The following is a 13,185-nucleotide window of genomic DNA, read 5'->3' as shown; positions in this document are numbered from 1 at the left end:
CAGTAACTTAAATCAGAAGAAAAAGGCCGCGTTAATCCTAACGCGGCCTTTTGTATATATGTAATTTATAGCATCATTTAAACGATTGGTGGAGGTGTGGGCTTTCCATTATCACCATCCCAGTTTTCACGGGCCTTATCATCTAGGTCAGAAGCTGTTTTGGATTCCCACTTACCATTCTCTTTCCAAGTGGCGTCACCCCAGTCCTCGCCTTCCGCTTTACTATCCAAATCTTTATAAGCTTGGCTTGGATCAATACCTCGGCGTTTCATATCCGCTACTTGCTCTTCTAATGTATGAAACTGGTCGGCATCGTGCATCGTTTTTTCTAGGCCATCCAACTCTTTTTTTAATTCATCACTTTTAGAATTACTCATTGCGTGCTCCTTAACTGATCAATATTGATGTATGCTCTATACACTTGTAGTTTTAATACTTGTAGTTTTAATATTAGCATCTAACCAATCTTATTATCACCAGTCTTGGATAAATTCACAACCATTGACTCGTATTCTTTGTATTACAAAACGTATTTATAGTTGCAAACACTCTAACTACTACAATTTAACATTCGAGTCATCCAATAAGTTTTTTGCATAACTCGTCAACTTCCACAGCTCTTGTGAAACGCGAGTACCATAAGTTGTAAGCCCTATCCAATTTGCACTCACTAGCTGACGCTGCAAATTATTTAAATCGTCTTGAGATATTTGACAACGCGAAACAGCATGAACATTGGGCATATCCCGCTTGACATCTTCTTCTGCTTTTGATGTTATCAAACGATTAATAGCATTTTGTAGACCATAGCTAGAAAAAGTCTCTGAAATTTTCCCTAATGTAATTAATATCTCTTGCCATGTTAATGACATCGGTCTATTAATGTCTGTTAAATTGCCACCTTCGTAAGCTTGTGCACTATACTGAATATCAAAAAAATCTGTCAGTACAATCACTGGGCTAACACCATCAGTGACAAGTCCATCGTTTACAAAAGTCTCTTTTTTTATGGGCTTATTGGTAGACAATAGATCCGAAAATCGCTCAACGACTTCTTGCCTAGTAACAGTAAAAACCTTCTCTTTATCCTTCACCCAGCCACCAGTCACCTCATCGTTGGTCAGGATATGCTCATAAGTTGCTTCCAGTAGTTTTTCGATATCATCTTCGGTATCATAATAAGATATTTGATTGTCTTGCCTAATCACCGATTTAATAAATTCTTGTAATTGACGACTAATAGTCGCATCTTGCTGATGGTTTTTGATTAAAACTAGCAAGGGTTTGATTTTTGCCTTAGCACTTAGATAGCTTAAATGCATTTGACTAACGCCCGTTCTTTGCACCGAGCCGTAACTATCTCCGATGATCATTAATGCGTAATCGCAATCATCAATACACTGTCGACCATATAGTGGAGCCTTTGGCAACTGGCTCGATACATCATAAGTCAAGAACGCAAATGGCTGAAAAAATATCGCTAAGCTATCCAAGAGCAACAATTGATCGTTGTCAGCGCATATGATATGAATATGGTAGCGACGGTTTGGCACAATTACCTCTAAAATCAGGTCATGACATAAAAGAATGTAAGATCTATCGAATATTAAAATATTAGGGCTGCTGATCGCTAAAACTGTGCCGAATTATATAAAGTCTGATGGTAATGTCGAGACTTTAGCTATGTTTTCAACAATGTTTGGGGTAATTTAGCATTAGCCTTTCGGGACGATACTACTTCCTACTAATGCATGGCAAAATTCTTTAACCTAGAATGACTAGGCATCAAAAACCTCACTGCATATTGTCTAAAAAACAGTTACCGCTAGCACCACATATGAATATTCAACAGACCCTAATATAAAAAATACAAATATATTATTTTGCACAGCCTAGCACAATCTTATAAAGCGGGTCTTAATTTATTTTGATCATACTAGGACGTGTCTTCAATTCAATCGATAGTCATCTACATGTATTAAAAATGACTAAATCTGGCCAAATGGCGTCAAGTAGTTGGCTATTGAGCAAACTGACGTCATGCCTTAGCCATAGTGCTAGTTAGCATAATATTGCAACACTGCGTCCTTACCCAGTAAACGCGTGATTAAGGCTCCCAGTTTATCATTGTATTTAGTAGCATAAAAAACCAATGGTAGCCTAAGATTCGTATCTAGGTCTTCAGCATCTCCTGAACTATTTGACTCGTTCTTAGTCAACGCTGATAATTGGTTGGTAGCCAATAGCTGCCTAACTCGCTCAGCGATTGCTTGCCCAGAATCCACTACCTGCATTGATAGTTGCTGCGATGCAATCTCATTCAATAAAAACGCTTTAAAAAATGGATAATGGGTACAGCCTAGCACTAACTGATCAATACCTTCGTTGGCAAATAATTGTAGCTGCTGGCGCAAACTGAACGCCGTCTCGTCCTGCTCTGGCATACCAGCCTCTACCCAAGGCACTAATCGTGGATCAAAATACTTAGTAACCACTGTATTATTAGGTTTAGCAAAATTGTTAATGACATCATTAAGCAATGTGCCATTCAAAGTCGCCTTGGTCGCCAACACTGCGACACGGCTGCTCTTACTAGCAGCTACAGCTGGTTTTAAGGCAGGTACTAAACCGACAATGGGTAGCTGAGGGTAGTGACGCCTTGCGGTTTCCAGTGCATAGGCTGAAGCGCTATTACAAGCAATGACGATAAGCTTGCAACCTTGTTGATACAACCACTCTAATGCATTCAGGGTTAACGCTTCAATATCTGCACTATCACGATTGCCATAAGGTACATTTAGCGTATCAGCATAATAAACATAATGCTCATTGGGGAGCTGCTGCGCGAGATGCAAATAAATAGATAACCCACCGACGCCAGAATCAAACAATCCTATTGGCGAGCTACGAGTTTTACTATTCATAGCTTTACTAATACTAGCTTTGTTTATAGCAGCATCACCCACTTCCCCAAAATCCTTACCAATGAAGGTATCTGAGCGCATCTTGAATGCATTCGTGACATTACTTGCCGTAATATCCATCGTTACTGTACTGCCATTTTTATACACATATCATTATCTTTGTACTGTTTCTTCAGTCAAATACTGAGTTAAATATTATATAGTTATTAAATTGCTATCAAGTTGCTATCTATTTATTATTTAACACAACCTATTTATTTAACACAACTTTATAAAGCATTTCGTCATTTTAAAAAATGCTGATAAGACCAGTGCATACCCTAGCTACTAAATACCTCACTATAAATGAGTGTCGTTAACTGGTAGGCATCGATAGCTGATAAGACTTGCTACCACTTTGTAAAATTAATATTGTCTCACCATTTCGCTCTATTAATTCACCAATCTCTGCAAGATGATAAAACGTATTACGACCAATCAGCGCAGTCAAACCATTTCTAACAAGCATATAAGGACGCACTTGCGGTTCAATGACTGCTTCCTGATGACTATTCACATCTGTATCAGCTATTGCATAGTCAATCGTACTACTATCTTTAGTATTATACGCCTTTAATGTGATTGGGTGCTCATCATCTAAACGCACCACATCACCTGTCGTTGTCGTAAATTCTAACCAACTTTCATTATTCTCATGGACGATTCCGACATCATTAATTAATAGTGGTGCATCTTCAACTTGAATGCGGATTTTTTGCACAGGCGTCTTCAAAAAGTACTCAGTGACACCTTCATTTTGTTCTTTCCATAATATAGTCGCAAACAGGCTGACTAATGACTCTCTAGTCATTTTACCACCTTCATGCCACCACTCACCATTTGCCTTTATGACCAGATCCATATCAGCCACATTGTTAGGATTCCAGTTCTCTAGTGGTGGTATTGCGCGACCCTTACGTGACCCTGCAGTAGACTTTAAATACTGGCTAAGTGTATCAATATCACTTAGATTGGATGACACGTCATTTGGGGCTTCCACCTTATTTTCATGATTGCTAATAGCCCTTTTATTATCATAATTCATTATATAATCCTTTACCTAACATTCAAAGTTTGGCAAAACTGTTATTACTATAAATTTTTGTTTCAGGTATGATGAAACCTTGTCGTTATAATTTCCTTATTAACTCAGTATTACCTTAACACCTATACTCATAAATGCGTATCGTGTTTATGAGACTTTTCTTTTATAATAAGTAACGATTTTTTATTTTTATTGAAACGTTCAAGTAGCTGTTGTGTTAATAATAAATTTTACGTTATGTGTTGATATCTTTAAATAAATCAGACTCAACAACAACGTCATTAATTGATGCCGCAAAGACAGTTTTATCGGGCAGCCATATATCTAAGCAACGTTAGCACTGCAACTCTATTATTCAGTTATTAAGCTAATGATGCCCTGAGATAAGCCACTAAAAGTTTAGGAGTAGGTATGCAAGAGCCAAACAATCAAAATCCAGTTATTGATGGTGAAACTGTTAATACTGATAAAACAGTAGCGACAAATCTAGACAAAACAGAGCCAGAAGTTGCGACAGAAGAAGTGTTAGCTGAAGAGTTTGCCGTAGAAAACAAGCCTATCGAAGCCGCCACTATCGACAAAGCACCAGAGCCAATAGTAGAACCTGTGGTAGCCGAGCCTGAGATTGAACGTGAATCAATGGAATTTGATGTCATCATCGTCGGTGGTGGACCTGCTGGTCTATCTGCTGCCATCCGTCTACGCCAACTGGCTATTGCAGCGGGTAATGATGAATTTATGGTTTGTGTCGTCGAAAAGGGCTCTGAATTCGGTGCACATACTTTATCTGGTGCAGTAATAGAAACACGTGCTTTAGATGAACTCATACCAGACTGGAAAGAAAAAGGCGCACCGCTTAACGTGCCTGCGACCGAAGATCGCTTCTATTACTTAAACTCAGCCACACGCTCTACTAAAGTACCTGACTCTCTAATTCCAGGGCCGATGCACAATGACGGCAACTATATCGTGTCACTGGGTAATGTGGTTCGCTGGTTAGCCGCCCAAGCAGAAGAGCTAGAAGTCATGATGTTCCCAGGCTTCCCTGCAGACGATATTTTATATAACGATGATGGCTCAGTACGAGGCGTCTTGACGGGTGATATGGGTGTGGCTGCCAATGGTGAAGCCAAACCTAGCTTTGAGCCAGGTTATGAGCTTCTTGCTAAATATACTATCTTTGCCGAAGGCTGCCGTGGTCACCTAGGCAAACGCTTAATCAGCCGCTTTGATCTTGATAAAGACTCAGATCCTCAACATTATGGTATTGGCTTAAAAGAGTTGTGGGATGTTGCACCTGAAAAGCACGAGCAAGGCGTGGTCATGCACGGTCTTGGCTGGCCATTAACAGAAACTGGTTCTACTGGTGGTTGGTGGTTGTACTTTGATGAAAACAACCAAGTAAGCTTTGGTCTCGTCGCTGACCTGTCTTACCACAACCCATACATGTCACCATTTGATGAGATGCAACGCTTAAAAACGCATCCAGTCATCAAAAGTGTATTAGAAGGTGGTAAACGCATCTCTTACGGCGCGCGCGCTTTAACCAAAGGTGGTCTCAACTCATTACCGAAATTCACCTTCCCAGGTGGCGTGTTGGTTGGTGACGATGCTGGATTCTTGAACCCTGCAAAAATCAAAGGCACCCATACTTCGATGAAGTCAGGTATGCTCGCAGCCGAAGCAATTTTTGAAGCACTACAAGCTGACCGTCAGCATGATGAAGTTGTTGCTTATACCACTATGTATAAAGAATCGTGGTTATATGAAGATAACTATGAATCACGTAACTTCTCGCCTGCGATTCATCGCATGGGTCTGTTTATGGGTGGTGCGTTTACGTTCATTGAGCACAACTTATTTAAGGGTAAAATGCCGTTTACCCTACATGATAACATCCCAGATTATGACCAACTAGAGCGAGCCAACCATGCTTATCAGCCGACTTACTTAAAGCCTGATGGCAAACTGGTATTTGACAAGCTGTCATCAGTATTTATTTCTAATACCAATCACGCTGAAGACCAACCAACGCATCTAAAACTGACAGATCAAACCGTGCCTGTATCCATTAATTTGCCATTATATGCTGAACCTGCGCGTTTATATTGCCCAGCAGGTGTTTACGAAGTGGTTAAAGATGCAGAGGGTGCGAAGTTTGTCATCAATGCTCAAAACTGTGTACATTGTAAAACTTGTGATATTAAAGACCCATCACAAAATATTACATGGGTAACGCCAGAAGGTGGCGGTGGTCCTAACTATCCAAACATGTAATCTAGGATAGTTCTAGTTCAAGATACTGACACAACACACCAATAAAAAACCGCCCTTCATACATGAAGGGCGGTTTTTGTCTTTATATATCCAATTTGACAATCAAAATCAATCTGTCCATGCATCACGATGAGCTTCATCTTTAAGCTTCACAAAATCATCGGGATTAAATTTGATTTGATCACCAGTTTTGCCTGCTTTCACTTGACGCTCATAGTCACGCAGTATTCTAAGTGCCACTGGAGATAGCAGTAAGATTGCCATCAAGTTAACCAAAGCCATCAGTCCCATCGACAAGTCAGCAAAGTTCCAAATAGCGGGCAGACTGGCAATAGCACCAATAAACACCATACCTAATACCATAAAGCGGAAAACCATAATCATCGCTTTGGCGTTTTTAGTACCAGAAATGAACTCTAGATTCGACTCACCATAGCTATAGTTCGCAATGATAGAGGTGAATGAGAAAAAGAAAATAGCAATCGCTACGAATACCACACCCAAATCACCCACATACTGTGATAGTGCCAACTGAGTTAGCTGAATACCTTCTTGCTCAACACTAGGGTCGACCACACCAGACAATATGATGATTGATGCCGTTGCTGTACAAATGACGAGCGTATCCATAAAAACACCTAGCATTTGCATAAACCCTTGTACCGCTGGATGGTCAGGATGACTCTTTGCAGTAGCTGCAGCGTTGGGTGCTGAACCCATACCTGCTTCGTTAGAAAATAAGCCACGCTTGATACCATTAATCATTGCCTGAGCGATACCGTAACCTATTACCCCTCCCGCTGCTTGTTCAAAACCAAATGCTGATTTTACAATCAACACAATAGCCGCTGGAAATTGACTGAAGTTAGTAACAATGATGAATAACGCCAATAAAATATATAAAATAGCCATAACTGGGACGATCTTCCCAGCAATACGAGCAACTGAGCGCAAACCACCAAACACTACTGGCGCAACTAATACTACCAACACTAAGCCCGTCATCCATGTTGGAATACCAAACGCTTCATTGGTCGCCTGTGCAATGGTATTTGACTGTACACCATTAAATGCCAAACCAAAGGCCACTAGCAAACATAACGAGAAGAAGATTGCTAACCAGCGCTTACCCAAACCTTTTTCAATATAGTAAGCAGGTCCACCACGATAAACATTGTCATGATGCGGTACTTTGTACGCTTGCGCTAACGTGGATTCAATAAAACTGGTCGACATACCAACGATCGCCGTCATCCACATCCAAAACACAGCACCTGGGCCACCGAGATAAATCGCAATTGCAACCCCTGCCAAATTACCTGTGCCGACGCGAGCTGCCAGTGAGGTCATCAGCGCTTCAAATGAGCTAATACCACCATTTTTGCGTCCTTGATTAGAGACACGCAATAGTTTCCACATATGACCAAAATGGCGAAACTGAATAAAACGTGTAACAACGGTAAAATAAAGACCTGCGCCAATCAGTACGAACATCAATAATCCATACCAAGGGTTATTAGCAATCAACCAATCATTGTTGCCCCAAATAATGCTGACACCATAGTTTACAATGCTATTAAACCAACCTGCTATTCCGTCGTTCATACGGGCTCCTCATTAACACTTTATAGACTTTACTGAAAATTTGTATTGATATTATATTTGGCCAATTCAAACCTTAGGCCACTTAAACCATCATGCACAGAAAATTCGATATCAAAATATCACGTGCATGATATAGACATTGAAGTACTAACAATTATTAAATTTGGTTATATATCTAAAAAGAGCATTTATTAAATAAATGTTCTTTACACTTGATATACTATAGAATGTATTGAGTAACAATTTAGCAGCACTTATTAGACTATTGTTTTATAATTCTTAGTATTATCGCGTGAGGCACTAGCACTAGGTATTATATAAACAACTAAACGTAAGCTTGATTTTTGCCTTTACTTTTATTTAGTATATGCAAAAGACCTTACTAATATTTATGTTAAGCTAGTAGTTGCTTAATAGCGTGGCATTTTAAGTGCATTAAGAATGTTAAGACACTTGTCAGGAAGACAAGATTGTAAAACAGACAATGGATCGTCTTACCTCTCTCTCTTCCTCGATAAGTCCAGCTCTTTATACATTATATTTTTAAATAATATATTTGATGCCATACCTAACTATTTACTCTTAATAAAGAAATAGATTGTTACGCATTATATCTCTACTGTTGCACACAGTACGTAGCTGTTTTTTATGTTGTTAGTATCCTTTTGATACTGCTTAACCACTATGGATGGCAAGCTATCAAAGAAAATTTGCTATATGTGTTGGTTATGATAGACACAGTATCGTAGCAATCGATACATATCAAACCAATATGTTTCAGCAAAATTAGACCGACAATAACATTTTAGGTAAGACAAAAGGAGTTGTCCTATGGAAAACCACAACGATCCATCTGGATATTGGCGCGCCAATGTTCGTCTCATTTTAGGTAGTCTAGTCGTTTGGGCATTATGTTCTTATGGCTTTGCGATTCTTTTACGTCCTCTCTTAGCTGGCATCAAAATCGGTGGTACCGATTTAGGCTTTTGGTTCGCTCAACAGGGTTCCATTGGTATTTTTATTGTCTTAATTTTTTTCTACGCTTGGCGTATGAATAAGTTGGACAAACAATACGGCGTAGACGAGGAATAGATCATGAGTCAGTATCTAATTAATATTATTTTTGTGGGTCTATCCTTCGCTCTTTACTTCGGTATTGCGATTTGGGCTCGTGCAGGAACAACAAGTGAATTTTATGTTGCAGGAGGTGGTGTTCATCCTGTAGTCAACGGTATGGCAACAGCAGCTGACTGGATGAGTGCCGCATCATTTATTTCTATGGCCGGTCTACTTGCTGCTGGTGGCTATGGTGCATCGACTTATTTAATGGGCTGGACAGGTGGTTATGTTTTACTAGCCATGCTACTAGCACCGTACTTACGCAAATTTGGTAAATTTACGGTTCCTGACTTTATTGGTGATCGTTTTTATTCTAAGACCGCTGCTATGATTGCTGTGGTCTGTTTGATCATTGCCTCTACCACTTATGTGATCGGTCAGATGACAGGAGCAGGTGTTGCATTTTCACGATTCTTAGAAGTTGAAAATGATACTGGTCTTATTATTGCAGCGATTGTTGTGTTTTTCTATGCAGTACTCGGTGGCATGAAAGGGATTACTTACACGCAGGTTGCGCAGTATGTGGTTCTTATGATTGCTTATACCATTCCAGCCGTCTTTATTTCACTGGAATTAACAGGTAACCCAATTCCAGGGTTAGGCTTGTTTTCCAATCATGTAGAAGCAGGCGTTCCTATCTTAACCAAACTTGACCAAGTTGTTACTGACTTAGGTTTTACCGCTTATACTGCTGACGTTCCTAATAAACTTAACATGGTGTTATTTACGTTATCACTCATGATTGGTACAGCAGGTTTACCACACGTTATTATCCGCTTCTTCACAGTGCCTAAAGTGGCTGATGCCCGTTGGACAGCTGGTTGGACGCTAGTATTTATTTCATTGCTATATTTCACTGCACCTGCAGTAGGTGCCATGGCACGTTTGAACCTAATTGACACTATCTATCCACAAGGTGTTGAAGAACCTGCTCTCAACTATGATCAGCGTCCAGACTGGATGAAGACATGGGAAGATACAGGTCTTATTAAGTATAACGACCTAAATAATGATGGTCGTATCCAAATGTATAACGACAGTGGTCTTGGCGCAGCCGAGATTGCATTAGCAAATGCACAAACTGAAGGTGGTGATGTAAGCGCTGCAACTGCCGCTGTGGAAACAGCCCGCGCCGCCCATGATTTAGAAGTTGATGGTCGCTTTGCTGACGCAGGTTGGGCTGGTAATGAGTTAGATGTTAACGCTGATATTCTCGTATTGGCGAATCCAGAAATTGCTCAGCTTCCACCTTGGGTTATTGGTCTTATTGCCGCTGGTGGTTTGGCAGCAGCACTCTCTACAGCTGCTGGTCTATTACTCGCTATTTCTTCGGCCATCAGTCATGATTTGATTAAACGAAATCTCAATCCAAATATTACTGACAAAGGAGAGCTAAAGGTCGCACGTATCACTATGGGGGTTGCTATTGTAGTTGCTACATACCTAGGCATGAATCCACCAGGATTTGCCGCACAGGTAGTTGCATTGGCATTTGGTATCGCTGGTGCCTCACTCTTCCCGGCATTGATGATGGGTATTTTCTCTAAACGTATCAACAATCTCGGTGCTATTGCTGGTATGTTGACTGGTCTCATCAGTATCTTGCTTTATATCTTTGTCTTCAAAGGCTGGTTCTTTATTAGCGGCACAGCAAACCTTCCTGATACCGCAGAGTACTGGTTATTTGGTATTTCACCATTATCATTTGGTGCAGTTGGTGCATTACTTAACTTTATTGTTGCATTCATAGTTTCTTATGCAACGAAAGCACCACCATTACATATCCAAGAACTGGTTGAGAGTGTTCGTTCACCACGCGGTGCTGGTGGTGCAGTCGACCACTGATCTGACGAATCATGATATATCTTCTGTTACTATATATCACTCACAGGCAGTAGCTGCTTGTGGGTGATTTTTTTGCCTTACATGTATTATCATTCTTATATTTTTAATTTACTCAATAGTTTAAATTAGACATACCTAACGCATTAAGGAATATTTTATGCTTTTCGAGTTTATCGCTACCATAGCTGCCGCATTTGGTATGGCTGGACTAGCACTAATCATAACTCATCTCAGCAAACTGGCAGGCAAACGTACACCGAGATGGCTTGTACCCCTGTTTGCTGCTATTGGTATGTTTGCGTTTCAAATACACCAAGAGTACAACTGGTATAGTCAGCAAGTGGCTAAGTTACCAAAGGGAGTAGAAGTGGTAAAAACTGCAGAAAGCACCGAATGGTTTCGCCCATGGTCTTATGCCAAACCACAGATATTACGCTTTATAGCAGCTGATACTGATAATGCCAGTGTGCAAATAGATAACTCAAACATATACTTGGTTAATTTATATTTGTTTGAAAGACGTAGAAGTGTACAAAAGATTGAGCAGGTAATTGACTGTAGTCGTCCTGCACGAGCAGATTATATGCTACCAGAAAAAGGTAGCACGCTTACAATTGAGGAGCATGTTGAACAGACTACTGCATGGCGCGATTTGGCGACAAATGATCCGCTATTTATTAAAATTTGCACCAATAAAGGTTAATTATTTTACATATATCGACCTCCTAAATAACGAAGCCATATACTGAAAGAGGATAGTTTTGTAGGTTAATCAATCTAAAAAATCATCCTCTTTTTGCATCAGTTTTACTTTTATTAGCTATTGTGGTGTGGGACCGCTTTATAAGTGTGTTTAGAATTAGCCCCCAACAACAATCCTGCACATAAGCCACCAAAATGTGCCGCAAATGAGATACCTTGTTGCGGCATCAATCCTTGTTTGATAGTCAACCAGTAGCCAGTGCCCATAACGATACAAGCTACTAGATAACCCCAACGTCGCGCAAATACAGCGCCGCCTATCATGTAACCAAGCATGGCGAAACATAACCCTGATGCACCAATATGAATGGAAGAAGGCGAACCAATAACCCAAGTCACTAAACCAGATGCACTAATCAATTTGATGATGGTGCGATACGCATTTTTTTCAAACAATCCAAATAAAAATAAAATTTGTAGTAATGTTATTGTATTACCTAATAAATGCGGAAAGTTACCATGCATTGTCCATGAAGCAAAAACACCTATCATACTACCCATATCGAGAGTACGAGGTACAATACCAAAAATATTCCACATCCCAAATAAAGCTGTTTCATTTAGAAAGAACATACCCCACATTGGTATCAATACAAAAGCATATAAACCAATAATTTGCTTTATTCGTACTACAATCAAAGTAAGTAATTGCTTCCAATTCATATGATATTACCCTTTCACTTAACCGTTTTAGATATATCCTAATTACTCACAGCAAATAACGATCTATCTATCGGCTCAAACGACAATGACGTAGTATCTTTATCCACAGCCACATAATTTCTTCCATGTAGCAATGAGTTTGAATGGTAAGGCACCAAAGCAGTAGGAATAAAATTACGCGCCGCATCAATATGTTTGATTGAGTCATCAAAAAAGATATGTGGAGCAAATGTTCTTAGTACGGCAGTTTTCTCCAATCCACCTAAGAAAAATGCCATATCAACATTCACACCCCACTCTCGTAACGTTTTAATAGCACGCAAATCAGCAGGTGCATTACGAGCAGTTACTAGTGCTATTTTTATCGGAGAGTATTTAAGAGATGCCGGCAGACGCTCTTGTAGATTTGAGAGCTTAATCAATAATTCAGCATAAGGCCCTTTCTCAATGGGTAAATCACGCATTTGTGCTTCACGAGCATGAAAAGCACGTAAACCTTTTTGCTTATAAAGCAACTCTCCTGAATCATCAAACAGCACTGCATCACCATCAAAAGCAATACGCAACTGCTGAGTATCTAGCTCATAAGTATTAACAGGTGTCGCATCAAGTATTGCACAAGCACAAATATTGGCATCAGCAACTTGCTGTGCATCATCACGATTAGTAGTGAGAAACAGATCAACATTAAAATCTTTAATATAAGGAGCCACAGGGCTACCTGAAACAAATGCAGATCGTGAAATATTAAGACCTTTTTCAAGAATTGCATTAAGTACCTGAATACCTGTATCAGGACTACTCTTTGAAATAATGACAACCTCAACTAATGGTGCATCGATTTCTTTATCTTTATCTAAACAGTCATTGCAATATTTATTAAGGTTCAATAAAGCTTGAATCAAA

General features: G+C 39.8%; 11 protein-coding genes. 4 read left to right on the top strand and 7 right to left on the bottom strand.

The window, feature by feature from the left end:
- Positions 1 to 77: 77 nt before the first annotated feature.
- The 4 genes from ACT3QP_RS12630 to ACT3QP_RS12615 form a co-directional block, all read right to left on the bottom strand.
- The gene (locus ACT3QP_RS12630) at positions 78 to 377 is read right to left on the bottom strand and encodes a hypothetical protein (RefSeq protein ID WP_444525738.1); all 300 of its coding nucleotides are present in this window, start codon (positions 375 to 377) and stop codon (positions 78 to 80) included.
- Positions 378 to 557: 180 nt separating this feature from the next.
- The gene (locus ACT3QP_RS12625; RefSeq protein ID WP_444525737.1) at positions 558 to 1,553 is read right to left on the bottom strand and encodes a DUF4062 domain-containing protein; all 996 of its coding nucleotides are present in this window, start codon (positions 1,551 to 1,553) and stop codon (positions 558 to 560) included.
- Positions 1,554 to 2,057: 504 nt separating this feature from the next.
- On the bottom strand, positions 2,058 to 2,924 hold the full coding sequence (gene murI, locus ACT3QP_RS12620; protein ID WP_444525740.1) for a glutamate racemase: 867 nt from the start codon (positions 2,922 to 2,924) through the stop codon (positions 2,058 to 2,060).
- A 355-nt stretch (positions 2,925 to 3,279) separates the two neighbouring features.
- Positions 3,280 to 4,008 carry a DUF1285 domain-containing protein gene (locus ACT3QP_RS12615; protein ID WP_444525736.1) on the bottom strand — a complete coding sequence of 243 codons (729 nt, stop codon included), beginning with the start codon at positions 4,006 to 4,008 and terminating at the stop codon, positions 3,280 to 3,282.
- A gap of 639 nt (positions 4,009 to 4,647) precedes the next feature.
- On the opposite strand from ACT3QP_RS12615, the gene ACT3QP_RS12610 reads away from it, so the two are divergent.
- Positions 4,648 to 6,285 carry an electron transfer flavoprotein-ubiquinone oxidoreductase gene (locus ACT3QP_RS12610; protein WP_444525739.1) on the top strand — a complete coding sequence of 546 codons (1,638 nt, stop codon included), beginning with the start codon at positions 4,648 to 4,650 and terminating at the stop codon, positions 6,283 to 6,285.
- Between the two features lie 108 nt (positions 6,286 to 6,393).
- Here ACT3QP_RS12610 and ACT3QP_RS12605 read toward each other — a convergent pair whose 3' ends face one another.
- Positions 6,394 to 7,890: an alanine/glycine:cation symporter family protein gene (locus tag ACT3QP_RS12605; protein ID WP_444525735.1), complete on the bottom strand. Its 1,497-nt coding sequence runs from the start codon at positions 7,888 to 7,890 to the stop codon at positions 6,394 to 6,396.
- A gap of 831 nt (positions 7,891 to 8,721) precedes the next feature.
- Between ACT3QP_RS12605 and ACT3QP_RS12600 the strand changes: the two genes are divergently transcribed.
- From ACT3QP_RS12600 to ACT3QP_RS12590, 3 genes are all read left to right on the top strand, one after another.
- Positions 8,722 to 8,982 (top strand): DUF4212 domain-containing protein, encoded by a 261-nt coding sequence (locus tag ACT3QP_RS12600; protein WP_192520031.1) that lies wholly within the window; start codon positions 8,722 to 8,724, stop codon positions 8,980 to 8,982.
- A gap of 3 nt (positions 8,983 to 8,985) precedes the next feature.
- Complete coding sequence (locus tag ACT3QP_RS12595) at positions 8,986 to 10,854, top strand: sodium:solute symporter family protein (RefSeq protein WP_444525734.1); 1,869 nt, start codon at positions 8,986 to 8,988, stop codon at positions 10,852 to 10,854.
- Positions 10,855 to 11,011: 157 nt separating this feature from the next.
- Positions 11,012 to 11,557 (top strand): hypothetical protein, encoded by a 546-nt coding sequence (locus tag ACT3QP_RS12590; RefSeq protein ID WP_444525733.1) that lies wholly within the window; start codon positions 11,012 to 11,014, stop codon positions 11,555 to 11,557.
- A 113-nt stretch (positions 11,558 to 11,670) separates the two neighbouring features.
- Here ACT3QP_RS12590 and ACT3QP_RS12585 read toward each other — a convergent pair whose 3' ends face one another.
- On the bottom strand, positions 11,671 to 12,279 hold the full coding sequence (locus tag ACT3QP_RS12585) for a rhomboid family intramembrane serine protease (protein WP_444525732.1): 609 nt from the start codon (positions 12,277 to 12,279) through the stop codon (positions 11,671 to 11,673).
- Positions 12,280 to 12,317: 38 nt separating this feature from the next.
- The coding region (locus ACT3QP_RS12580; protein ID WP_444525731.1) for a 5'-nucleotidase at positions 12,318 to 13,185 on the bottom strand (868 nt) is incomplete at its 5' end.

This window comes from Psychrobacter sp. AOP7-B1-24 (assembly GCF_052376215.1).
Taxonomy (GTDB): domain Bacteria; phylum Pseudomonadota; class Gammaproteobacteria; order Pseudomonadales; family Moraxellaceae; genus Psychrobacter.
Note: the sequence above shows the minus strand (reverse complement) of the source record. Positions and strands in the feature narration are given on the sequence as shown.

Coding starts and splice junctions, on each gene's coding strand:
- ACT3QP_RS12630 (WP_444525738.1), bottom strand. CDS start 377: ATGAGTAATTCTAAAAGTGATGAATTAAAAAAAGAGTTGGATGGCCTA.
- murI (WP_444525740.1), bottom strand. CDS start 2,924: ATGAATAGTAAAACTCGTAGCTCGCCAATAGGATTGTTTGATTCTGGC.
- ACT3QP_RS12615 (WP_444525736.1), bottom strand. CDS start 4,008: ATGAATTATGATAATAAAAGGGCTATTAGCAATCATGAAAATAAGGTG.
- ACT3QP_RS12610 (WP_444525739.1), top strand. CDS start 4,648: ATGGAATTTGATGTCATCATCGTCGGTGGTGGACCTGCTGGTCTATCT.
- ACT3QP_RS12605 (WP_444525735.1), bottom strand. CDS start 7,890: ATGAACGACGGAATAGCAGGTTGGTTTAATAGCATTGTAAACTATGGT.
- ACT3QP_RS12600 (WP_192520031.1), top strand. CDS start 8,722: ATGGAAAACCACAACGATCCATCTGGATATTGGCGCGCCAATGTTCGT.
- ACT3QP_RS12595 (WP_444525734.1), top strand. CDS start 8,986: ATGAGTCAGTATCTAATTAATATTATTTTTGTGGGTCTATCCTTCGCT.
- ACT3QP_RS12590 (WP_444525733.1), top strand. CDS start 11,012: ATGCTTTTCGAGTTTATCGCTACCATAGCTGCCGCATTTGGTATGGCT.
- ACT3QP_RS12585 (WP_444525732.1), bottom strand. CDS start 12,279: ATGAATTGGAAGCAATTACTTACTTTGATTGTAGTACGAATAAAGCAA.